Raw genomic sequence first — 22,181 nt, 5'->3', positions numbered from 1 at the left:
CGTCTTAACCGCTTTCATGCTTGTCGACATCGTGCCTATCGGGGACGTGCCGGCGCAGGTCAAGCGCGAGGCCTCCGCCGCGTTGCGCTCGGTCTACAGTTGCGACGTGGCAGTCCACGACGAGCAGGGTATTCCCGAAGGTGCGTACGACCGCGGCCGAAACCAGTACCGGGCAGAGCAGTTTATCGAGTTGGCGAGTCGAGTCGGCAACGGCGACAAGAACATCGGCGTGACGCCGATGGACCTCTACTACCGTCGGCGAAACTACGTGTTCGGTCTCGCCTATCTCAACGGCAACGGCTCCGTCATCTCGACGTACCGCCTCCAGACCTCCTCTGACGGCGGTATCTCGACGAAACCCGCCTCGGAGGTGTTCGCCGACCGCGTTCGAAAGGAGGTCGTCCACGAGATCGGGCACACGTTCGGCCTCGAACACTGCGACAACTCGAAGTGCGTGATGAGCTTCTCCCCGACGGTCCGCGAAGTCGACGTGAAAGAGGAGAACCTCTGCGGCACCTGCAGTCGGACGTTCGGCTGAGCGCCGACGCGTCCCGTCCGGCTTCTCCTCTCCACTTTTCACTCCGGTTCGTACGTCCCCGACAGCGACGCGCCTTCGAGCACGTGTCCGTCCATCGCCGCGTCCAGTTCGCGACGCGTCGCGCCGGCGACGAGCGAGAGCTCCCGGTCGAGCGCCCAGAGTCGGAACCTGTATCGGTGTCTGCGGTCCGGTGGGTTCGGGCCGCCGTAGCCGAGTTCGCCGTAGTCGTTCTTTCCCTCTATCGCGCCGTCGCGTCCCGGTGACCACGTCTCGGGAATCTTCGCGACCGTCGGGTCGACGTTCCAGACGAGCCAGTGGTTCCACACCTTTCCGGTCGGTTTCTCGGCGTCCGGGTCGTCGACGACGAGCGCCAGCGATTTCGTCTCGTCGGGCACCCCCTCGACGCGCAACGGCGGGTTGACGTTTCGGTTACGGTAGCCGTACCGCGTCGGTATCGCCTCGCCGTCCCCGAACGCCGGACTCGTGAGCCGAAGTGACATACGCTTGCGTTCGACGCGCTCGGACAATACTATTGTCACACGTTCGCACGCCCTGGAGGGTCACACCGGGGACCTGTTACCGCTCGACGACACGCCGTCGAACGACGAACTACGGACTCTCCAGTCGCTCCTCCGGAGGAACGAACGACCCGACGGAGACGGTGTACAGCGTCAGCGTCGCGACCCGGAGGAGGTACGACATCAGAAGCGCCACCGGCGCGAACACGACGGCGGCGACGGTGCTCGACACCCACCGCAGCGTCGACGCGGCGAGCGTCGGCGACATCGACGACGGGCTCCTGTACACCTGCGTGAAGCAGTAGACGACCAAGAGCGCCCCGAGGCCCAGATAGATGAGTCGCCGCGAGAGTCGCGCGAGGTCCTGCTGAATCGCGAGCGTCTTGAAGAACTGCCGGACGGTGGCGACGCCCTTCAGCAGTTCGAGGATGTCGTCGAACTGCTCGGACGCCTCCTCCGAGAGTCGGTCGTGGTGGCGACGCTTGAGTTTCCGCGTCGTGTCGAGGTAGTTCGCGTACTCCTCGCCGAGGCAGATGAGCAGCACGTCGACGGTGCTCTGGGTGGTCCGCGCCTCGGTGAGGTGGTCGCCGTAGTCGACGAGATTCGACGTGTACTCTTCGACTTCGTCGGCCAGTTCCCCATCTTCCTCGCCGAGTCGTTCCTGCAGGCCGGCCGCCTCCCGCTGGAGCGCCTCGCCGACGAACGCCAGAAACGGACCCGGTTCGTTCGGACTGTTGGGCGCGCCGACCACGTCCTCGATGCCGCGCCGGAAGTCGAGGTTCCCCTCCAGTTGGTCGGAGAGGTCCGACGGCGACCCGAACACCCGTGACAGGATGAGTTGGTTGATAGAGAGTACGACAGTCACGAGCGTGAGCAGCCCGGAGAACGTCCCGCTGCCCATCAGCGTCGCGAGGTAACTCCCACTCGCGACGTGGAGGACACCCGCCTCGGTCAGCAGACGGACGATGACGAACACCCCGAGGACGATGACGAGTGTGATGATTCGTCGACTCCCCCTCAGATACAGCCACTGCTGTACGCTGTTCAGCGAATCGCTGTTCTCGTTGGCTTCCTCGTCGCTCATCGACGTCTCATCTCGGGTCGAAGTGCCACGACTATCCGAATAAACCGTCTGGCGAAGAGTTATCACTCCCCGGTTTCGGTGCGTCGAAACGATAGCTTCGTCCGGGAAAATCGTTCGAAAGTGTTACGGCGCGTAGTAGTACTCGCCCTGTTTCTTCTGCTCGCGGTCCAACTGGCTGCCGGGTTTGTTGATGCGCGGGCGTCCCGTCCGCTCGTCGCGGCGGAACGTGATTTCGAGATCCGAGAGGAAGTCGTTCATCCCCGCGCGCATCTCCTGCGGCATCGAGGCGTGGCCGTGCTGGGCAGGTTCGCCGTCGAACACCATCAGGCGGTCCGCCAACAGGTCGATCATGTAGATGTCGTGGTCGATGACCAGTACCGTCGCGTCGTGGTTCTCGGCGTAGTGGCGGATGGCCGTCGTCGCCTGCACGCGCTGTTCGACGTCGAGGTGCGCCGACGGCTCGTCGAGCACGTAGAGGTCGGCGTCTTTCGAGAGACAGGCCGCGATGGCGACGCGCTGACGCTCACCGCCGGAGAGGTCGGTGAGGTTCTGCTCCATGATGCGATTGAGCTGGAGCGGTTGGGCGACCTCCGTGTTCCAGTACGAGGAGCCGAACTCGTCGGTGATCGACGACAGAAAGACATCGACGCGCATCGGCTGGTCGATCTCGATGTACTGCGGCTTATAGGCGATGTCCAAGAGGAAGTCGAGTTCGCCCTCGTCGGGGTCGAGCTGTCCGGCGAACATCTTCGCGAGCGTCGACTTCCCGATACCGTTGGGACCGACGACGCCCAGCACTTCTCCGTGGTGGATGGTGCCGCTCTCGACGTCGAGCGAGAACTCGCCCTCGCCGTAGGACTTCGTCAGGTCGGGGTACTCGACGAGCGGCGCGCTCTTGGCCGTCTCTCTCGGCGCGTGTTCCTCGAACGTGATGGCGTTCGGGCGGATGCGCATGTTCTCGTTCGTGAGGTAGCCTTTCAGGTACTCGTTGATGCCGTTGCGAACCGATTTGGGGGCGGTGACGACACCGAACGCGCTCGGCTCACCGTAGGCGATGTGGAGCGTGTCCGTCAGCAGGTCGAGAATCGCCAGATCGTGTTCGACGACGAGCATCGAGCGGTCTTCGTCGTCCTCGGCGAGTTCCTGAATCAGGCGCGCGGCTTTCATCCGCTGGCCGATGTCGAGATACGGCGTTATCTCGTCGAGGAAGTAGAAGTCGGCGTCGCGCGCGAGCGTCGCGGCCAGCGCGACGCGCTGGAGTTCGCCGCCGGAGATGGAGTCGATGGACTGGTCCATCACCGGTGCGATGGAGAGTTCGTCGACGAGGTAGTCGAGTTCGCCGCGCTCGTCGGTGTGTTCGAGCAGGTCGCGCGTCTTCCCGTCGAACTGCTTGGGAATCTGGTCGACGTACTGCGGCTTGCGGGCGACTTCGATGTCGCCCTCCATCAGGCGCTCGATGTAGTTCTGTAGCTCTGTGCCGCGGTAGCGGTCCAGCACCGTCTCCCAGTCGGGCTCCGCGCCGTAGTCGCCGAGGTTCGGCGTGATCTCCTCGGCCAGAATCCGCACGGCGGTGGATTTACCGATACCGTTCGGTCCGAGGATCCCCGTCACCTTCCCCGGTTCCGGGACCGGGAGGCCGTACAGCGCGAACGCGTTCTCGCCGTAGCGGTGGGTCGGATCCTCGGTGAGCTCCTGCGGCAGGTTGATGATCTCGATCGCGTCGAACGGACACTTCTCGACGCAGATGCCGCAGGTCTCGCCGAGACAGATCTCCTCTGAGATGCGGATCTGGTCGGGGTCGCCCTCTTCGGTGTCCTCGCCGCGAGTGGTGATGCACTCCTTGCCCGTGCGGTTCGGCGGGCAGTAGTTCGCGCACTCGTAGTTGCAGCGGTCGGGCTGGCAGCGGTCGAGGTCGACCACGGCGATACTGTCGTCGGCCATTAGAACGTCACACCCGTGCTCAGGAAGACGGTGTAGCTGATGAACCAGAGCGCGAACGTCATGAACACGACGTAGAGGTAGTCTTTCGCGCCGAACCCGTCCATGTCGACGCCGAGGAGGCGCAACAGGGGGAACTGCACGAGGACGAACGCCCCGAACACGAGCAACGAGAGCGAGTTCGCGGCGTCGTCGGCGGTCGTCCCGACCACGATCCCGGAGACGACGGCCGCCCCGATACCCGCGAGACACGCGAGCGTCGTGACGGTCACCCCCCGCATGTGGCCGGAGAGACCGGTCGCTGTTTCGGTCGCCATACCCGAACGTCTGATATGAGGCGTCAAAAGCCGTTCGCTCTGGGTGTCGCTCCCGCGTCGACTCACCGGCGCGGAGCGCGGCCAGCCGGACGTCACACGACCCACGAGCGAGGAATTCTACTCTAATTGTCACCAATGCTGCGTCTCGTTGCACCGAGTTGACGCGTACCATTCCATGAACCTTTATGCCCGTGCACCGTTTCGATTCGTAACGATGGCTGGAACAGAACAGGAGAGTCTCGACGACCTCCCCCCAAGCGCGAAACTTGTTTTCAAAGTACTCGAATACAACGGCCCGCTGACGCAGAAAGGCATCGTCCAGGAGTCGATGCTCTCCGCCCGGACCGTCCGCTACGCTCTCGAACGACTCGAAGGCATCGGCGTCGTCGACGAGGACGTCTACTTCGCCGACGCGCGGCAGAACCTCTACCAACTCACCGAGAAACCGAAGGCGGCGGTCGACGGTGGGTCGGAAGCCTGCACCGCGGAACAGTAATCGGCGAACCGGGCTGAACGTCGGTTTCTCCCCCACTATCTTCCGCTTTTAGCGACTGTCGACCGCGAACACCGTTACTGAGGTGTCGAGGGTTCCGACCCGGCTACGCGGGCACTACAGTGATCTGCTGCTTCCGGTCGATAGCGTCCTCTAACTCGTCGGCGATGGCGCTGCCCCGCGACACCTGGATGTCGCCGCCGCGGCCCACCGTCGCGGTGAACAGGTACTCGCCGCCGGCGCGGACCTCTACCGTCTCGCCGACGTGGCCGTCCATCCGGACGACGATGTGCCGCGAGGTTATCTCGGGCGTCACGACCTCACCCTCGGGTTCGCCGACGCGGCCGCCTGCGCCGCTCGCGCCGCTCGCACCGCCGCTACCGTTTCCCGCCGACCCCGCCGACGACCCCATCTTCGGGTTCTCGTCGTGGGTCCGCACGTCGATGCTGATGCCGAGGCGCTCCTCGATGTCGGTGATGCGGCCGCCGCCCTTCCCGATGACGTAGGAGATGTCGTCCTCCTCGACGTACACCGCCGCGCGGTCCTGCCCTTTCAGCTCGACATCGACGTGGCCGCGGGCGATAGAGCGAATCTCGCGCTCTATCTCCTGTTTGGCGATGCGACCGACGCCCGATTCACGTTGACCGCCGCCGTCTTCGCCCAGCGGCACGGTGACGACCTGGCGGTTGAACGTGTAAATCTCGAACTCGGGCCGTCCGGTCTCGAAGTTCCGCACCTGAATGACGGGCCGGGCGAGGTCCTCGGCGGTGAGGCCCTCCGGGACCTTGACCTCCGTCGTTACGTCGTAGACGGTGTCGACCTCACCCGCCTCGATGTAGACGACGGTGTCGACGACCTGCGGAATCATGCCGAGTTCGACCCGACCGATGAGTCGCTGGAGCGCGTCGATGGCGCGCGTCGCGTGGACGACGCCGACCATGCCGACGCCCGCCAGTCGCATGTCCGAGAAGACGGAGAAGTCGTTCGTCTTGCGCACCTCGTCGTAGATGGTGTAGTCGGGACGGACGAGGAGTAAGGAATCGGCTGTCTTCTCCATCTGGCCGCCGAGGGCGGTGTACTGCGTGATTTCGGGGCCGACCTGCAGGTCGCGGGGTTTCTCCATCGTCTTGACCGCGTAGTCGTTCTCGTTGAGGAACTCCGCGACGGCCTGCGCGAACGTCGACTTCCCCGCGCCGGGCGACCCGGAGATGAGGACGCCGCGCTGGCGTTCGAGCAGACGGTCTTTGAGTTCGTCGACGAACTCGTAATCTTCGAGGCTCGTCTTCGCGATGGGTCGCACGGCCGTAATCTCGATGCCGTCGGAGAAGGGCGGGCGGGCGACGGCGATGCGGTAGTTGCGGAACTGGACGATCTTCATCCCCGGCTCCGACAGTTCGATGAAGCCCTGGTTGCTGGAGCGGGCGCTCTGTTCGATGTCGTCGGCCCACTCCTTCATCTGGACTTCGTCGGACACCTCGTCGGAGATGATCTCGTAGTGCATCTCCTTGAGCGCGCCGCGTTTGGCTTTGGGCTTCGTCCCCGCCTTCAGGTGGACGCTCATCGTCTCGTCGTCGAAGAACTCCTCGATGGCGAGGCTCTCCCCGCCGCGGATGCGCGGTTCGACGTACTCGACTTCGAGTCCCTTCGCGCGGCCGACTTCCGCCTGCACCACGTCGCTGGTCAGCAGCGTCGCCCCGTGGTCGTCGGCGAGGTCGCGGATGAGCGCGTCGATGTCGCCCTCGTGGGCGGCGTCCTGCTCGTCCACGGACGGACGGCGGCCGACGAACTCCACGTCGATGGTGCCGTCGTCGACGTACGCGGCGAGTCTCTGTAGCTCTTCGAGCCCCTCCCACCCGCTGTCGTAACCGGCGTTGGCCTGCGACTCCAGTTCGCCGACCACCGCCTCGGGGACGAGGACGGTGACGCCGTCGTACGCCCCACTCTCTACTCGTTCGGACACGCGGCCGTCGATGACCGCGCTCGTGTCCGGGACGATGTTCATATCCCCACTCCGTTCGGGAGCGTCATAAGAGTGTTTAAGCGGACGGTGTCGTCCTCCTCTCCGTCGTCAGCGGAGTCTGAATCACCGCGCCCGACTCTCGCCGTTGTAACGCCGCGAAGCCGGCCCACTTCCGCACCGGAACTCCTCACGTCCCGCGGATTTCGTCCTGCGAACTCGTGGAGTGTACAAGCTACAGTTTGTTGTTACTGCTCGTGGCTCCCACCGTGTGTTCTATCACGAACCCGAACTCCAGTACGAAGTCGAAGTCGAGGAACCGGACCCGTACTTCGCGAAGATGCTTCAGCAGGCCATCGGCGGCGCGGAGGGCGAGATGCGCGTCGCGCTGCAGTACATGTTTCAGGCGTTCGCCGTCCCGTCGGACAAGCAGGAGTACCGGACCCTGTTGATGGAGACGGCCGCCGAAGAGTTGGGGCACATCGAGATGCTCGCGACGGCAGTCGCGAAGAACCTCGAAGGAGCGCCTCAGCACATGCGCGAGGAGGCCCGCGAGAACGACGCCGTCATCGACGCGATGATGAGCGGCGGCCAGCCTCGACAGGCGCTCTCGGCGGGGCTGCACGCGATGCCCGTCGACAGCAACGGCGTCCCGTTCTCCGGCAACTACGTCGTCGCCTCCGGCAACCTCGCCGCCGACATGTACGCGAACGTCATGGCGGAGTCGACGGGTCGTCTGCTCGCGACGCGACTGTACGAGATGACCGACGACCCGGGGATGAAGGACATGCTGTCGTACCTTATCGCCCGCGACACGATGCACCAGAATCAGTGGCACGCGGCCCTGGAAACGATGGAGGACCACATTCCGGTGCCGGCGAGCTTCCCGCAGGAGAAAGAGAATCAGGACGTGAACTACGACTTCATGTCCACGTTCCGCGAGCAGCGCGAGGACCCCGACCAGCGCTGGACGCGGGGCCAGTCGCCCGACGGGAAGGGCGAGTTCTCCTTCCGTGCGGAGCAACCCGGCGGCGGGATGCCCGATCTCGAAGAAGTGATCGACGAGATGTACAACAGTCCGAGCGGCGAGTAGTCGGTGGGCTCGTCCACTACTGCTTTGATTTTTCAGTAGCTTGATGCTGTGAGGATAGACAGACGTAGTCGATGGGTCCCCTCGAAGCAAACGGATACAGACTCGGTATCGTCGTCATCGCGTTCGGTCTCTCTCGTCAACTGCTCGACTTAGGGGCGTATCGCGGAGATCTGATCGTGATTCTCGGCGCAACGATAGCCATCCTCGCGATTCTCAACGATACGGCGGCCACTTTGCGTTCGCGTGGCGACGACCACGAAGCGAGTCAAACACCCTAACCCGACTCGCTCACATCCCCTCGGCCGGCGGCGTCCCGTCCTCTCTGCGCTCCACGCGGACGACGAGCAACCCCGCGACCAGCAACACGACGCTCCCGACGAGCCACAGCAGGTCGAACACGTCCGGCTGGAGTCCTTGTGTCACGTGGTGCATCTCCAAGATGTAGTGGTCGACGGTGCCGTCGTAAAGGTTGAAGAGCGCCATCCCGACGACGACGGCGCCCGCGTAGAGCCCGGCGGACCACGGCACGTCGGGTCTGTCGGCCGTCTTCCACAGCATCCAGAAGCCGACGGCCATGATGGCGAGCATCAGCATCGAGAACAGACCGTCGGCGACGAGATTCAACTGTAGTGCTTCCGGCGTCGTCGGCGGCACCCACCCCGAGATGAGATGGTGCATCTGCAACACGAGATGGAAGACGAGCACGTCGACGAGGCCGCCGAGACCGACGCCCAGCACGACACCCGCGCGGAGCAGCGGCCGGTCCGTCGTCTCTTCGACGCCGGCCTGGATTCGGGCCGGACGTTCTGCGGTCCCGTTCCGTCGCTCGATGCGACCGGACTCCTGTGATTCGGCCACGTCAGCCGTCCTCTGCGTCGTCGGGGTTCTCGTGTTCGGACTCCACCCACTCCTCGCTCGACGCCTCGTCTTCGTATTCGTCTTCGTCTTCGTCCTCCTGCGCTCCCGACTCGTCCGAACTTTCGTCGTCGCTCTGGTCGCCCATCCGCATCTCGGTCTGTTCGACGGCGTCGACATCGTCGTCGTCGCCGCCGTACTGGTTCTGGTCGTCCTCGTCGTACTGGGTGTCTTCGTCGCCGCCGTAGTCGCCCTGTGTCTCCTCCTCGTCGTTCCGACGCTCGTCGCTATTGTCGTCGCTCATAGCGTGAAAATCGACGGTGAGCAGTCAGTTAGTGACGATGCTGGTTCTTACAACGTCGTGCGAGTCAGTTCCGAACGTCTCGCTCGACGTTTTCGACTCGCAGTCACCCCTCGTCGGGTTCGTTCCCCTCGCCGTCGTCCTCGCCGACGGTATCGCCGGGTTCGACTGCCGCTCCCTCCTCGGCTTCGCCCTCGACGCGTTCACCCGGTTCGACTTCCGCGGCGTCTTGGGTCTCGGCGTCGGAGTCCATCATCGTCTGTTCGACGGGCGAGTTGCTGCGTTCCTCGCTTGGCGGATGGTCGATTTCGCCGGTCGCTTCCGCCGCTTCGCTTTTCTCCGTCTCCCGTTCGTCCGGTTCGTCGGCCCGGTCGGTCTCGTCACCCATACGTGGACCTTCGTCTCCATACTGTTAGCCGCTTTGCCGTCACACACAACCCCTTATTACGTCGTCACCCGCTACCGCACGACATGGACGACATGGACGACGCGACCGACGTGACGACGCTGACGCGGGAACTCGTCTCGATAGCCAGCCACGAAGACGAGACGGCCGCGGGCGACGCCATCGAGGCGTGGCTCCGCGACCATACCGACAGTGAGGTGACCCGCGACGACACGGGGAACGTCATCGCCCGGCGAGAGCCAACTACCGGACGCGACGACGCACTGTCGCTGGCGCTCGTCGGCCACCACGACGTGGTCCCGCCCGCACCCTCCCAGCACGAGGGTGGGGAGTACGTCGTCGAACAGCGCGACGGACGGCTGTACGGCCGCGGGGCGGCGGACATGAAAGGTGCGGTCGCCGCGTCGATGCTCGCGTTCCGCGACGCCGACCCGAGTTGCGAACTCGTCTTCGCGAGTTTCGTCGGCGAGGAAATCGGCGGCACGGGCGCACGCGCGGCCATCGAGGCAGGGTTCGCGCCCGACTACGCCATCGTCGCCGAGGGGTCGACCAACTACTCGAAACCGGGCGTCACCGACGTGGTGGTCGCACACAAAGGTCGCCGCGCGAGCACCGTCGTCGCACGCGGGTCGGCGGCGCACGCCAGCGAACCCGAGGCGGGAGTAAACGCCATCTACCGGGCATCGGACGCCATCGACGTCGTGCGCGAACTGGAGTTCCCCGAGGTCGAGGTGTTCGGTGAGCAACTCAGAGGAACCGTCGCCGTCACCGGCATCGACGGCGGTACGGCGTGGAACGTCATCCCCGACGAGTGCGAGGTTACCGTCGACGAGCGAACTGTCCCGGGCGTCCGCGCCGAACTGGCGCGCGTCGAAGAGATCGAGGGCGTCGAGTGGACCGTCGACCAGGACCTGCCGCCGATGGACTGCGACGACGAGAACTTCGCTGATACCGTGTTACAGGCGGCGAGGGACGCGCAGGACGGTGAACCGGAGTTGGTGACGAAGCCGCACGCGACGGACGCCGGGTGGTTGACGCAAGCCGGAACGACCTGTGTCGTCTGCGGCGCGTCGGAGCCCGGCGAGGCGCACACGAAGTCCGAAAGTGTTGGAATCGACGTGCTGGAGCGGTGTTATCGTATCTACCGGAACGCGGCGGAGTCGGTGTCAGGGTGACGTAACGAACCCCAGAACGCTCACCGACTCTGTATCCGCGGCGCGAGGAAGTACAGCACCGCCCCACTACCGTCGGCGAACTCGTAACTCAGTCGCATCGGGAACTCCTCGCCGAGTTCGAGCGTCACCGCTGCGTCGCTCGGAACCACCCGATTCATGTCGGCGAGGTAGTCGAGCGAGAACAGCGAGTGTGCAGGGGCGACTTCGAGGTCGACGAGGTCCTCCGAAGTCAGTTCGTAGCGGACGGTGTCTACGTCACCCTCCGCGTCCACGTACAGGTTTTCTCCACTTTCGTCGATGCCGATGGCTACGTGGTTCGAGACCATTTCGGCGGCCGTGATGGCTCGCCCGAACTGCCGACCCTCCACGACGGCGGTGGCGGGCAAATCGAGCGTGTCGAGGTCCGGTTCCTGTCGAATGGCGTCGGGGTCGACGAGCGCGAGCGTGTATTCGAGGCCGCCGATTCGAATCCGGAGCTGTCGCGTCCCCTCGTCGAGTTCGAGGTGGACGAGTTGGCCCGCGTCGGCCATCCCGACCACGTCGTTCAAGCGGTCTACGTCGACGCCGACGACGCCACCGTCGGCCTCGTAAGACTCGAACGCGCTCGCGTCGAGGTCGAGTTCGACGACGCCGACCGTCGCGGGGTCCATCGCCGAGATTCGGAGGCCGTCTTCGTCGAGGTGGATTCTACACTCGTCGACGAGGGTGCCGACGGGGGCGAGCGTCTCCGAGAGCGTGTCGGCGCTCACGACTGCTTCGAACATACGCTATCGTCTCAGACAAGCGTCATCAATCCGAGCCAGGCGGAGTGAAAGTGAACGTGGGCCGACGGGTACGGCGAAGGCTGCATCACGGAGAGGCGACCGCTCCGCGTCGCGTACGCCTCTAGTCCGCCGGCTTCACGTTCTGCGTCGACCGGAAGACGTTCTGCGGGTCGTACCGGGTTTTCGTTTCGGCGAGTCGGTCGTAGTTCCTCCCGTAGGCGTCGCGTTCGCGTCCCCCGCGGTCGCCCTCGAAGTTCACGTACGTCCCGTCGATCGCCTCCTCGGCGAGGGCGTCGTGACACTTCCGCACCCACGCGACGCACTCGTCGTCTTTCGACGGCTCCTCCCAGCGAGCGGCGACGTTCACGACGAACTCGGCGTCCCGGTGCGGGTAGGCGGTCGCGTCCGACGCGACGTCGTTGATCGCCCCGCCGACCTGGTGGATGAGAATCTCCGACTGCGGCGTCGGGAGGCGACCGGCGTACTCGACCATGGTGTCTACCGTGCGCTCGGTGAGTTCCGTGAAGTTGGCCGCCTTCCAGTAGTTTCGAGCGCCCGCCGCGTAGAGTTCGTCCAGACTGCTCTGGACCTCCACGTAGGGCGTCGGTGCGACGGCGTCGATGATCGGGTCGCCGTACTCGCGAAGCGGTTCGAGCACCGCTTCACCCGCCTCGAAGTCGCCGACGTAACAGGCTAAAAGTATCAGCACCGTGGTTCCGTGGACGTCCTCGGGGAGAAACGGGAGCGGCGGCGCGGTCACGCTGTTCACCCACACGTTGCACTCGCGCGGCGCATCGACGGCGAATCTGTCGTAGTGCGAGAGCACGTCGGGTGCGTCCTCGTAGTCGTAGACGATCGGTCCGAACAGTACCTCGGGGCCGACCTCGTGGAGTTCGAACTCGAAGGAGGTGACGACGCCGAAGTTCCCGCTCCCGCCGCGGACCGCCCAGAAGAGCTCGGAGTTCTCGTCCTCGCTCGCCCGCACTAGCTCGCCGTCGGCGGTGACGAGGTCGACCGACCGGAGGTTGTCGACGCTCAGCCCGTACTTGCGGCTGAGCCAACCCATTCCGCCGCCGAGCGTGACCCCGGCGACGCCGGTCGTCGAGATGACGCCCCCGGGCGTGGCAAGGCCGAACGCCTGCGTCTCGTGGTCGAGGTCCGCCATCGTCGCGCCCGGTCCGACGCGGGCGGTTCGTGACGCCGGGTCCACTCGAACCGACGACATCGAAGAGAGATCGATGACGAGTCCGTCGTCGCAGACTGCGCTCCCCGCCACGTTGTGTCCGCCGCCCTTGACGGCCAAGTCGAGGTCGTGGGTGCGGGCGAACGCAACTGCTGTCATCACGTCGGCCGCTCCGCTGGGCCGGACGGCGACGGCCGGCTTTCGGTCGATCATCGCGTTCCAGACCGACCGGGCGTCGTCGTACTCGTCGTCCCCGGGTCGGAGTACTTCGCCGTGGACGCTCTGCGTTAGCGTTTCGTAGTCCGCTTCGTCTCTCGTTGGTTTAGTCGCCATCGTCTCGCTCCCTCAGCGGAGAGCCAACGGCGGGGGTCATATGCTCATCTGCTGCCAGTTCGGCGACTACTGCAACAGGTGCAGACGCTGCCCGGACGTCACGAGATGAACCGCTCGCCGCCGCGGAAGCGCCTCGCCCGCTGCCGCCGCGGAAACGCCCGCTACTGCGACACCTGCCGTCGGATGAAACCGGCCCCGACGACCGGAAACGCCTGTTTAATTAGTATCGATTCGAAAGGGTTGGCGATGGCAACCGAAGCCTCCACCGAGTCGACGCCCGAGGCGTACGACCAACTCGTAGAGAAGATCAAGCGGATCTCGAACGTCCAGAACGCGGCGGGCGTGCTCGGCTGGGACCAGCAGGTGATGATGCCCGACGAGGGGACGCCCGCGCGCTCCCAGCAGCTGTCGACGCTGTCGGCGATCAGCCACGAACTGCTCGTCGAGGACGGCATCGGCGAACTGCTCGAGGAACTGGAGGGCGAAGACCTCTCCGACGAGCAGGCCGCGGTCGTCCGCGAGGTACGCCGCGAGTACGAGCGCGCCGCGCGCGTGCCGACGGAACTCGTCCAGGAGATCTCGGAGACCTCCTCGGAGGCGCTGCCCGCGTGGAAGGAGGCGAAAGCCGAGAACGACTTCTCGACGTTCGCGCCGCTTCTGGAGCGGCACGTCGAACTCAAGCGCGAATACGCCGAGCACATCGACCCTGACAAGGACCCCTACGAAGTGCTGTTCGCCGAGTTCGAGCCGTACCTTCCGCTCGAACAGGCAGAGGCGATTCTGGACGAAGTCCGCGAGACGCTCGTCCCGATGATCGAGGAGATTCGTGCGTCGGAGACCGACCTCGCGACGGACGCCTTCGCGGGGACGTTCGACGAGGACGAGCAGATGGAACTCTCGCGCGACACGCTCGACACGCTGGGCTACCCGTGGGAGCGCGGCCGCATCGACGTCGCGCCGCACCCGTTCTCGACGGGAACGATGTTCGACGCCCGCGTGACGACGCGCTTCGACGAGTCCGACCCTCTCGGAGCTGTGTTCTCGACCATCCACGAGTTCGGCCACGCGACGTACACCCACGGTCTGCCGGACGAACAGTACGGCACGCCGCTCGGCGAGGCGCGTGATCTCTCGGTCCACGAGTCGCAGTCGCGGCTGTGGGAGAACCACGTCGGCCGCTCGAAGGCCTTTTGGCAGTTGTTCCTCCCGACCTTCAAGAAGCACTTCGAGCAGTCCGAGGACGTCACCGTCGACGAGGCCTACGAGGCGGCGAACCAGGTGTACGAGGACAACCTGATCCGCGTCGAAGCGGACGAACTCACCTACCACATGCACATCGTCATCCGCTTCGAGATCGAGCGGCTGCTCATCTCGGGCGAGATCGAGGTCGACGAGGTGCCCGAGGTCTGGAACGACAAGTACGAGGAGTACCTCGGTGTTCGCCCCGAGACCGACTCGGAGGGTTGCCTGCAGGACATCCACTGGAGCCACGGCAACTTCGGCTACTTCCCGACGTACTCGCTCGGTAGCGTGATGGCCGCACAGCTGTTTGCAGCGGCCGAGGAGGACATCGACGACCTCCACGGACAGATTCGCGACGGCGAGTTCGACGACCTCCACGAGTGGCTCACGGCGAACGTCCACAGCCACGGCCAGCGCTACGAGACGAACGACCTCGTCGTGGAGGCGACCGGCGAGGATTTCGTCGCCGACTACTTCCTCGACTACGTCACCGAGAAGTACGGCGAGTTGTACGGCTTGGATTCGGCGTAGGTCGTTTTCGTCAGCTGTCTCGTTTCTTTCGTTGGAGTCGGATTTCGGGGGTGGTTCGACGGATTGTGCGCAGTGACGACCGCACGGTAGCCGGGCGCACCGAGAGAACGCACCTCAAGCCTCTCCAACCGATTCGCGGACGTCTTCGCTTCGCTCCGAGTCCGCTCATCCCTCGCACGAGTGGTCGCGCTCACGAAGGAGCGCTCCGGCGCGCGCCAGAGGGCGGCTCCGTCCGCCCGACGAATGCGTGAGGGAGTCGGGCGCGTTTATGCGCTCGACGAGGCTGGGGAGGACCGAGGCAGGCTGTGGCGGTGCGGTTATCTCGTTGTGACTCGGCAGCAGTCGTCTGCCTCTCGACCAGCCGAACGTGACGAAACCCCCGCTACAGTTCTCATCCATCTATTCGAAGAACGCGAACTGCCGGTGTCCGGACGTTCATACGCTCCCCAGACAACCACGAGCTATGTCATCGACTCACGAGACGACAGCCGAGGCGTACGACGACCTCCTGAGCCAGTACGAGCGAATCTCGAACGTCGACCACGCCTCCGGCTACCTCATGTGGGACCAGCACGTGATGATGCCGAAGGGCGGCGCGCCCGCCCGCGCCGAGCAGCAGTCCGCGCTCTCCGCGGTTCACCACGACCTCCTGACGAGCGACGACCTCGCGGAAGCGCTCGACGCCGTCGACGAATCCGACCTCGACGAGAGCCAACAGGCCGTGGTCCGCGAGATTCGACGCCAGCACGAGCGCGCCGCGAACGTCCCGATCGACCTCGTGGAAGACCTCACGAAGGCCCAAGCGGAAGCGCACGAGGCGTGGCAAGAAGCCAAAGCGAACGACGACTTCGACGCGTTCGCGCCGCACCTCCAGCGCCTGCTCGACCTCCACCGTGAGCGCGCCGGCCACATCGACCCCGACCGCGACCCGTTCGAGGTGATGTTCGAGGACCGCGAACCCCACCTCCCGCTCTCGAAAGTCGAAGAGGTGTTTTCGGACCTCCGCGAGACCCTGATTCCGCTCATCGACGACGTCCGGGAGAACGGCGACGACCTCCCGACGCCGTTCACGAGCACGTACCCCGACGAGGCCCAGAAGGAACTCTCGGAGGCGGCGCTCGACGCCTTCGGTTACCCCGAGGAACGCGGCCGCCTCGACACCTCCGCGCACCCCTTCACCTTCGGCACGCAGTTCGACGCCCGCGTGACGACGCGCTACCACGACGACGACCCGCTCGACGCGCTGATGGCGACTATCCACGAGTTCGGCCACGCGTCGTATCAACTCGGCCTGCCGGACGACGAGTACGCGACACCACTGGGCGAGTCGGTCAGCAGCGGCATCCACGAGTCGCAGTCGCGCTACTGGGAGAACCACGTTGGCCGTACCCGCGCCTTTTGGGACTTCTTCCTCCCCGAAGTCAACTCCAACCTGCCCGACGCCGACGACGTGACCGCCGAGAGCGCCTACGCCGCGGCCAACCGTATCAAGCCGGACAACCTCATTCGGGTGGAGGCCGACGAAGCGACCTACCACCTGCACATCATCCTCCGCTTCGAAATCGGGCGTCAACTCGTGGCCGGCGAGATCGACGTCGAGGACGTGCCCGAGGTCTGGGGTGACACGTTCGAGGAGTACCTCGGCATCCGCCCCGACAGCGACGCCGAAGGCTGCCTGCAGGACATCCACTGGTCGAGCTGGTTCGCGTCGTTCCAGAACTACACCATCGGAAGCGTGTTCGCCGCGCAGTTGGACGCGACCATCCGCGAGGAGTTCGACGACGTAGACGGGATGATTCGCGACGGCGAGTTCGCGCCGCTTTGGGACTGGCTCACCGAGAACGTCCACAGCCACGGCAAGCGCTATCCCACTGGTGAGTTGATTGAGGAAGCGACGGGCGAACCGTTGACGGCGACGTACTTCACCGAGTACGTGACCGAGAAGTTCGAGGCGTTATACGGGTTGTAGGTTGGTTTTCGTCTTTTGAGGTTCGATGCGGTGTTCGTCGCTGGTTTTGGGAACACGGTAACGACACGGTAGCCGGGCGCACCGAGACAGCCACGTCCTCCCCAGCCGATTCGCTCACGTCTTCGCTTCGCTCAGACGCTCGCTCATCCCTCGCGCGGTTCTCGCGCTCACGGAGGAGCGCTCCGGCGCGCGCCACGGCGCGGCTCCGTCTGTGCCGTTCCCGTGCGAGGGAGTCGGCGACGCTCGTGTCGCCGACGAGGGTGGGGAGGACCGAGGCGGGCGGTGGCGGTGCGGTCATCTCGGTGCGTTCGGCAGCCGCCTTCGACTCGTTCAAAAACACGTCTGATAGCTAAGTTGCAAGAAGTATGCACCAGTTGACACCAAACTAACCCGAAGTAGTCACCGAGTAACTATCAGTAGCTGAACTGACTGTTCAGACAACGATGATGTTTGAAGCAGGAGGCACAAATGGATTTCTCGGAGCTGTAACAGATGACTAATTCGCTCGACAGAAAGGCTCAAGCCGTTATTCGAGTTGTCGGAGTTGTCTTCGCGATCGCTTCGGCAATTGCGCTCGTCGTCTCCTCGTATCCAATCGCGGTCACTCTCGCTCTGATTATTCTTCTTCTAGTATCCGTATTTGCCGCCTTCAGACCGGGCGATGGCAGGTCTGCGGGGAAGTACATCGCTCCGATTTTCTTCGTCTGTGTTCTCGTGATTAGCGTACTCACGTTTTCGAGCTTCGATGTGGTCTATACGCTTCTCATGCTCACGTTTGCCGGAGTCGCACTCTCGCTGTTTCTCTTCGGTCTGGAATACGGCGTGGAAACCTTCCTCGCATCCGGTCTTATCTGCCTCGCCTCTGCGTTCTACTTCTATCCGGCGAGGATTCTTGCAGTACTGATTGGTATCACCACGGCCCTCGTTCTCTTCTTCTACGCAGCAGTCACTAAGTGGAAGCAAAAACACCAGCCGGCGTAGAACTCGCCCTCCCCCTCACTCCGGCTGATATCCCTCTAACATATTCTCCACATACTTCGCTACCACGTCCACCTCGACGTGAACCGAATCTCCCACGGACTTCTCGGAGAGCGTCGTCAGTTCGTACGTCGTCGGAATAATAGCAACAGAAACCGACTCCGGCGTCCGCTCGGCCACGGTCAAACTAATCCCGTCCAACGTAATCGACCCCTTCGAGACGACGTACTGGCCCAACCCCTCGGGCATGGCGAACTCGAAGCGCCAGTCGTCGCCGACCTGCTCTATCGCAGTCACCTCGGTCGTCGCGTCGACGTGCCCCTGTACGACGTGGCCGTCGAAGCGTCCGTCCGCCGCCAACGCGCGTTCGAGGTTCACCGCGTCGCCCTTCTCGATCTCTCCCAGATACGTCTTGTCCACGGTCTCGGCGGCGAGGAACACCGAGAACCACGCGTCGTCGCCCGCGTTCTCGAACTCCTCGACGGTGAGACAGACGCCGCTGACGCTGATGGACTGGCCGTGGTGTAAGTCGGAAAACCCCGGCGCGCTGATGCGCAGGCGACGCCCGCTCGCGGCGTCTTCGACTGCCGTCACTTCGCCGGTGCGCTCGACGATTCCCGTGAACATGCGCCCGAATTGGCGGCAACGCCGTGAAAGCGTTGTGTTCGGCGGTGCGGTCGGCGTACACCTCTCCAGACTGCACTCGTCGCACTTTTCTCTCCCCGCCGGATACAGCGAGCAATGGCGCTCGGAATCTTGGATACCATCGGACTGGCGGCGACGCTCGTCTTCGCCATTCCCGTGGCGATTTACGGCATCGAGCAACTCGCGAGCGGCGAGACGCTGTTCGGCGTCGCGCTCCTCGCTGTCGCCGCGGCGATGGTGCTCGTCCCTCGGTACGTGACGACGCCCGACGACATCCCCGGTAAAGCCGCCGAGAAAGCCGTCGGATCGGCGGTCAAAAACCCTGAGAAGAACGACGAGTCGAAACAGCAGGAGTAGGGCTGAACAGACCGGAACAACGCCGATTAGCGCTTCTGCGGGACGATTCCTGTCGGATACTCCGCGAGCAGTTCGTAGCCGTCCTCGGTGACCACGACCAGATCCTCGATGCGGACGCCGCCCTGCGAGGAGTCGTAGACGCCCGGTTCGACGGTGACGACCATTCCCGCCTCCAGCGGTTCCCCGGCCCGCAACGACGGCGCTTCGTGGAGACTGACGCCGACGCCGTGCCCCGTTCCGTGGGTGAAGCCGGGTTCCTCGCCGACAGAGAAGCCGTAGGCGGCGATTTCGGCGGCCGCTTCCTCGTGAACCGTACTCGCGGTGACGCCCGCACCCGCGTCGAGTTCGTCGAACGCCGCTCGCTGTGCGGCTTCGACGGCGACGTACGCGCGTCGCTCCCACCCGCCGTCGCCGTCGACGACGAACGTCCGCGTCAGGTCGCCGTAGTAGCCGTGCGGGCCGCGTGGGGAGATGTCCAACAGGACCGTCTCGCCGGGCGCGACGTCGTCCGTTCCGGTGAAGTGCAGGTCCGCACACGACGGCCCCGCGCCGATGACGGTGTTGCCCGCGTCGCGGACGCCGTAACTCGCCAACGTGGCGTTCACCTGTCGGCGAAGCCGCTCCGTCGACAGCGGCGCGCCCTTCCAGTGGAGTTCGTCGCCTTCCACGCTTGCCTCCGCGAGAATCGTCTCCGCACGCGCCATTCCGCGGGTCGTCGCCCGCTGGACGCGACGCAGGCAATCGAGTTCCGCCTCCGTCTTGACGGCGCGAGCGTCTGCGACGGCGCTCGTCGAACGCAGTTCGTAGCCCGCGCGTTCGAGATAGAGTGCGGCGTCGTGCGGAATCTCCTGCGGGACGAGGACGGTTCCGTCGCCGCCGAGGGCGTCGTCGAGGACGGCACGAGCGCGTTCTCCTGCCGGGTCGCCGACGTTCGCCATCCGCACCTCGTCGCCGGGGAACTCTCGTTTCGCCTGTTCTTCGAAGAGGGCGGGCGCACAGAGCGTCGCCGTGGAGTCGTCGTTTCCAGCGTCGCCTCCGCCGGGACCGACGAAGACGAACGCGAAGTCGCGGTCCGGTCCCGAAAAGCGCGTGAGATACCGCGTGCCGTCGTCGAAGCGGTCGCCGACGTGGACGAACGCCTCAGCGTCGGATTCGGTGAGAGCGGCGGCGAGAAACCCGTAGTCGGTGCTCGGCCGTTCCGGCCACGACGGGTCCGTGGGCGCGTCGGCGACCGAATCCTCGTCGGTCTCGGAATCGCCTGCCATCGCCTACGGCTCCGGCGCTGGCGGCTCTTGGGCTTTCTCGAGCATCTCCTCGACGGGTTCGTCGCGGAGTTCGTTGTGGAGGAGCACGCTGATGGGGAGCGTCGGCGCGCCGCCGACGAGGTTCTCGAGGAGGACGAGGCGCTCGCGCGCACGGCTCATCCCGACGTAGAACACGCGTCGTTCGTTGTTCGTCAACACGGGGACGGGACTCGTCGTCTTCGTGAACTCGTCGACGCCCTTGACCTCGATACCCTGTTGCTCGACGGTGGCGGCCATCTGCTCGACCACCTTCTCGGTGAGGTCGGTGGCGACGAACACGTGGTCGGCCTCGCGGCCCTTCGCGGAGTGGATGGTGCCGATGCGGACGCGGTTGGGATCCATCCCCTCGTACTCCCCGCCGAAGTAGGCGTCGATGGACTTCCGCTGGAAGCTCGTCACCTTCCGGACCATGTCGCTGGCGGAGGTCGAGTCGGGGAGGAACGGCGCGAAGTTCTTCACCTCGTCGAGCGGAATCTCGATTTCGGCGAGGTCGTCGACGTCGGCTTCCTCCTCGTAGTCGTCGATGAGGTCGTAGAGGTCGTCGCGCTCGTTCGATCCGAACGCCGACTCCTGCAGCATGTCGGCGAGGCGGCGCGCCTGCAGGCCGGTGATGGGTTCCTCGTTCTCCATGCGCTCGACGGCGCGGACGTACTGGGTGAGGCGGTCGGTCCACATCCGCTGGTCGGTGAGCACGCTGAACGGGATACCCTCGCCGATGAAGTCGTCGATGAACTGGAACATCTGATAGCGCGCCCGGAACAGGAGCATGATGTCGCCGTCGTCTTCCTGGACCGTGTAACGGACGTTGCGGACGAGGTTGAGCATCGACGGGCTTTCGACGGCCTCCACGACGCCACCCTCCTTTCTTGGTTTGAGGTCCTTCTCCTGGCGCTTGTCGATGTGTCGAATCTCTCGATTCACGACGTGGAGGATACGAGACGGAAGACGGTAGGAGTTCGGCAGCACCTCGTCCTCGTCGCGGTCGGCGTCCAGCAGGAGATTGGGGTCCGCGCCCTGCCAGGCGTAGACGACCTGGTCGTCGTCACCCGCGATGAGGACGCGCTTCATGTGCGGTTTCCACTCCTCGTACACCTCGTACTGCAGCGTCGTGATGTCCTGAAACTCGTCGATGACGAGGTAGTCGACGCTCGGCAGCAGCGAGCGCTGTTTCACCCGCTGGAGCATGTCGGCGAAGCCGACGAGACCGTTCTGTCCCTTGTAGTTTCGCCACGCGCGAATCGCCTCTGGGATGTCGACGCGGTCGTCCGAAGAGGGCCACGTCGGCGTGTACTTGTTGCCCTCCTGGGCGTTCGGGTCGATCTCGGGCGGGAGTCGGACTTTCTCGACGTTCCACTGGAACGGGACGTCGTACCAGTCGGCGACGTCGCGCTGGGTGCGCTGAAGCCACTGGCTCGTCGCGATGACTTTGTTGCCGATGGTCGTCGAGCGGGCGGTACGTCGGCCTTTGCCGCCGTACTCGTCCTCGTATTCGAGGCCGAACTCCTCGCAGAACTCCTTTTTGTTCTTCTCGCCGACGACGTCGCCGCGCGAGAGGTCGAGCAGTTCGTACGCCTTCGCGTGCATCGTACAGACGTTGCCTTGGAGCGCGCGGGGGGAGATGTCGAGTCGCTCTGCAAGCCGCTCTCTGACCTCCTGCGCCGCTGCACGTGTGTACGAGACGACGAGAATGTCACGAAACTCCACGTCGTCCTCTTCGAGTAACTCCTCGACGCGATTGAGGAGGGCAGTCGTCTTCCCGCTGCCCGGACCACCGAACAGTCGGGTGATGGTGGGCGCTGTCTCAGCCATTATCCCGGTTCACGCCCTACGGTGTGATAAACCACGTGGCTTGTTTCGACGGGGCGAACACGCTCGCAGCGGGGTTCGCCACGGAACTGCGCATCGCCCGGACGCGTCGGTCGAACTGTCACTTGAACTCGACACCTGCACGTCTAGGCGGGCGTGAGCGGACGCGTCGAAATATCTCGAAAACGACGGGAGACGAGGGTTTCGTACTCAGGCGTACGGGTCCCACCCGCAGACGGTGCACGTCACCGCGTCGTCGTCGTGCAATGCCCCGCAGTCGGGGCATTGTTTCTTGTTATAGGATCGGTCCCAGCGTTGCGGTTCCGTCTCGTGACCACGGTCGGCTAAGAACTGGTCGAACACGTCGTCGCTGGGTGCGGATGCCATACGGGTC

At 64.6% G+C, this 22,181-nt stretch carries 23 protein-coding genes; 9 read left to right on the top strand and 14 right to left on the bottom strand.

The window, feature by feature from the left end:
* The first annotated feature begins 16 nt into the window (after positions 1 to 16).
* Positions 17 to 538, top strand: coding sequence for an archaemetzincin family Zn-dependent metalloprotease (locus LAQ74_RS13015; protein WP_224332962.1), 522 nt, complete (start codon positions 17 to 19; stop codon positions 536 to 538).
* 38 nt (positions 539 to 576) lie between these two features.
* Here the strand turns inward: LAQ74_RS13015 and LAQ74_RS13010 are convergent, their stop codons facing one another.
* The 4 genes from LAQ74_RS13010 to LAQ74_RS12995 form a co-directional block, all read right to left on the bottom strand.
* Positions 577 to 1,038 (bottom strand): YbhB/YbcL family Raf kinase inhibitor-like protein, encoded by a 462-nt coding sequence (locus LAQ74_RS13010; RefSeq protein ID WP_224332961.1) that lies wholly within the window; start codon positions 1,036 to 1,038, stop codon positions 577 to 579.
* 109 nt (positions 1,039 to 1,147) lie between these two features.
* A complete protein-coding gene (locus LAQ74_RS13005; protein ID WP_224332960.1) occupies positions 1,148 to 2,140 on the bottom strand; it encodes a DUF7972 family membrane protein in 993 nt (330 codons plus the stop codon).
* Positions 2,141 to 2,263: 123 nt separating this feature from the next.
* Positions 2,264 to 4,081, bottom strand: a complete 1,818-nt coding sequence (locus LAQ74_RS13000; protein WP_224332959.1) for a ribosome biogenesis/translation initiation ATPase RLI — start codon at positions 4,079 to 4,081, stop codon at positions 2,264 to 2,266.
* Positions 4,081 to 4,395 (bottom strand): EMC6-like membrane protein, encoded by a 315-nt coding sequence (locus LAQ74_RS12995; protein ID WP_224332958.1) that lies wholly within the window; start codon positions 4,393 to 4,395, stop codon positions 4,081 to 4,083. Before LAQ74_RS12995 ends, LAQ74_RS13000 begins: the two co-directional genes overlap by 1 nt.
* 214 nt (positions 4,396 to 4,609) lie before the next feature.
* Between LAQ74_RS12995 and LAQ74_RS12990 the strand changes: the two genes are divergently transcribed.
* On the top strand, positions 4,610 to 4,891 hold the full coding sequence (locus LAQ74_RS12990; protein WP_058580594.1) for a MarR family transcriptional regulator: 282 nt from the start codon (positions 4,610 to 4,612) through the stop codon (positions 4,889 to 4,891).
* A gap of 103 nt (positions 4,892 to 4,994) precedes the next feature.
* Here LAQ74_RS12990 and LAQ74_RS12985 read toward each other — a convergent pair whose 3' ends face one another.
* Positions 4,995 to 6,890: a PINc/VapC family ATPase gene (locus tag LAQ74_RS12985; protein ID WP_224332957.1), complete on the bottom strand. Its 1,896-nt coding sequence runs from the start codon at positions 6,888 to 6,890 to the stop codon at positions 4,995 to 4,997.
* Positions 6,891 to 7,116: 226 nt separating this feature from the next.
* Here LAQ74_RS12985 and LAQ74_RS12980 point away from each other — a divergent pair, with 226 nt between their 5' ends.
* The gene (locus LAQ74_RS12980; RefSeq protein ID WP_224332956.1) at positions 7,117 to 7,938 is read left to right on the top strand and encodes a manganese catalase family protein; all 822 of its coding nucleotides are present in this window, start codon (positions 7,117 to 7,119) and stop codon (positions 7,936 to 7,938) included.
* 71 nt (positions 7,939 to 8,009) lie between these two features.
* Positions 8,010 to 8,216, top strand: a complete 207-nt coding sequence (locus LAQ74_RS12975) for a hypothetical protein (RefSeq protein WP_224332955.1) — start codon at positions 8,010 to 8,012, stop codon at positions 8,214 to 8,216.
* 10 nt (positions 8,217 to 8,226) lie between these two features.
* Here LAQ74_RS12975 and LAQ74_RS12970 read toward each other — a convergent pair whose 3' ends face one another.
* The 3 genes from LAQ74_RS12970 to LAQ74_RS12960 form a co-directional block, all read right to left on the bottom strand.
* Positions 8,227 to 8,796: a DUF2243 domain-containing protein gene (locus LAQ74_RS12970; RefSeq protein ID WP_224332954.1), complete on the bottom strand. Its 570-nt coding sequence runs from the start codon at positions 8,794 to 8,796 to the stop codon at positions 8,227 to 8,229.
* Position 8,797: 1 nt separating this feature from the next.
* Positions 8,798 to 9,097 (bottom strand): hypothetical protein, encoded by a 300-nt coding sequence (locus LAQ74_RS12965; protein ID WP_224332953.1) that lies wholly within the window; start codon positions 9,095 to 9,097, stop codon positions 8,798 to 8,800.
* Positions 9,098 to 9,200: 103 nt separating this feature from the next.
* Positions 9,201 to 9,482, bottom strand: coding sequence for a hypothetical protein (locus tag LAQ74_RS12960; protein ID WP_224332952.1), 282 nt, complete (start codon positions 9,480 to 9,482; stop codon positions 9,201 to 9,203).
* Positions 9,483 to 9,565: 83 nt separating this feature from the next.
* On the opposite strand from LAQ74_RS12960, the gene LAQ74_RS12955 reads away from it, so the two are divergent.
* Complete coding sequence (locus LAQ74_RS12955) at positions 9,566 to 10,675, top strand: M20 family metallopeptidase (RefSeq protein ID WP_425498489.1); 1,110 nt, start codon at positions 9,566 to 9,568, stop codon at positions 10,673 to 10,675.
* A gap of 20 nt (positions 10,676 to 10,695) precedes the next feature.
* Here the strand turns inward: LAQ74_RS12955 and LAQ74_RS12950 are convergent, their stop codons facing one another.
* Together LAQ74_RS12950 and LAQ74_RS12945 are read right to left on the bottom strand one after the other, a co-directional pair.
* On the bottom strand, positions 10,696 to 11,439 hold the full coding sequence (locus tag LAQ74_RS12950) for a DNA polymerase sliding clamp (protein ID WP_224332951.1): 744 nt from the start codon (positions 11,437 to 11,439) through the stop codon (positions 10,696 to 10,698).
* 121 nt (positions 11,440 to 11,560) lie between these two features.
* Positions 11,561 to 12,955, bottom strand: coding sequence for an FAD-binding oxidoreductase (locus LAQ74_RS12945; protein WP_224332950.1), 1,395 nt, complete (start codon positions 12,953 to 12,955; stop codon positions 11,561 to 11,563).
* Positions 12,956 to 13,201: 246 nt separating this feature from the next.
* Here LAQ74_RS12945 and LAQ74_RS12940 point away from each other — a divergent pair, with 246 nt between their 5' ends.
* The 3 genes from LAQ74_RS12940 to LAQ74_RS12930 all read left to right on the top strand — a co-directional run bounded on the left by LAQ74_RS12940 (position 13,202) and on the right by LAQ74_RS12930 (position 17,678).
* On the top strand, positions 13,202 to 14,728 hold the full coding sequence (locus tag LAQ74_RS12940) for a carboxypeptidase M32 (RefSeq protein ID WP_224337268.1): 1,527 nt from the start codon (positions 13,202 to 13,204) through the stop codon (positions 14,726 to 14,728).
* A gap of 463 nt (positions 14,729 to 15,191) precedes the next feature.
* Complete coding sequence (locus tag LAQ74_RS12935; RefSeq protein WP_224332949.1) at positions 15,192 to 16,697, top strand: carboxypeptidase M32; 1,506 nt, start codon at positions 15,192 to 15,194, stop codon at positions 16,695 to 16,697.
* 492 nt (positions 16,698 to 17,189) lie between these two features.
* A complete protein-coding gene (locus tag LAQ74_RS12930) occupies positions 17,190 to 17,678 on the top strand; it encodes a hypothetical protein (protein ID WP_224332948.1) in 489 nt (162 codons plus the stop codon).
* A gap of 15 nt (positions 17,679 to 17,693) precedes the next feature.
* Here LAQ74_RS12930 and LAQ74_RS12925 read toward each other — a convergent pair whose 3' ends face one another.
* The gene (locus LAQ74_RS12925; RefSeq protein WP_224332947.1) at positions 17,694 to 18,302 is read right to left on the bottom strand and encodes a riboflavin synthase; all 609 of its coding nucleotides are present in this window, start codon (positions 18,300 to 18,302) and stop codon (positions 17,694 to 17,696) included.
* Between the two features lie 114 nt (positions 18,303 to 18,416).
* Between LAQ74_RS12925 and LAQ74_RS12920 the strand changes: the two genes are divergently transcribed.
* Positions 18,417 to 18,677 carry a DUF7533 family protein gene (locus LAQ74_RS12920; protein ID WP_224332946.1) on the top strand — a complete coding sequence of 87 codons (261 nt, stop codon included), beginning with the start codon at positions 18,417 to 18,419 and terminating at the stop codon, positions 18,675 to 18,677.
* 26 nt (positions 18,678 to 18,703) lie between these two features.
* On the opposite strand, the gene LAQ74_RS12915 is transcribed toward LAQ74_RS12920, so the two are convergent.
* The 3 genes from LAQ74_RS12915 to LAQ74_RS12905 all read right to left on the bottom strand — a co-directional run bounded on the left by LAQ74_RS12915 (position 18,704) and on the right by LAQ74_RS12905 (position 22,174).
* A complete protein-coding gene (locus LAQ74_RS12915; RefSeq protein WP_224332945.1) occupies positions 18,704 to 19,942 on the bottom strand; it encodes a M24 family metallopeptidase in 1,239 nt (412 codons plus the stop codon).
* A 3-nt stretch (positions 19,943 to 19,945) separates the two neighbouring features.
* Entirely contained in the window at positions 19,946 to 21,790 is a 1,845-nt protein-coding gene (locus LAQ74_RS12910) for a UvrD-helicase domain-containing protein (protein ID WP_224332944.1), read from the bottom strand.
* Between the two features lie 207 nt (positions 21,791 to 21,997).
* Complete coding sequence (locus tag LAQ74_RS12905; RefSeq protein ID WP_224332943.1) at positions 21,998 to 22,174, bottom strand: HVO_0416 family zinc finger protein; 177 nt, start codon at positions 22,172 to 22,174, stop codon at positions 21,998 to 22,000.
* Positions 22,175 to 22,181: the final 7 nt, after the last annotated feature.

It is taken from the genome of Haloprofundus halobius (genome assembly GCF_020097835.1).
GTDB classification, from domain to species: domain Archaea; phylum Halobacteriota; class Halobacteria; order Halobacteriales; family Haloferacaceae; genus Haloprofundus; species Haloprofundus halobius.
Note: the sequence above shows the minus strand (reverse complement) of the source record. Positions and strands in the feature narration are given on the sequence as shown.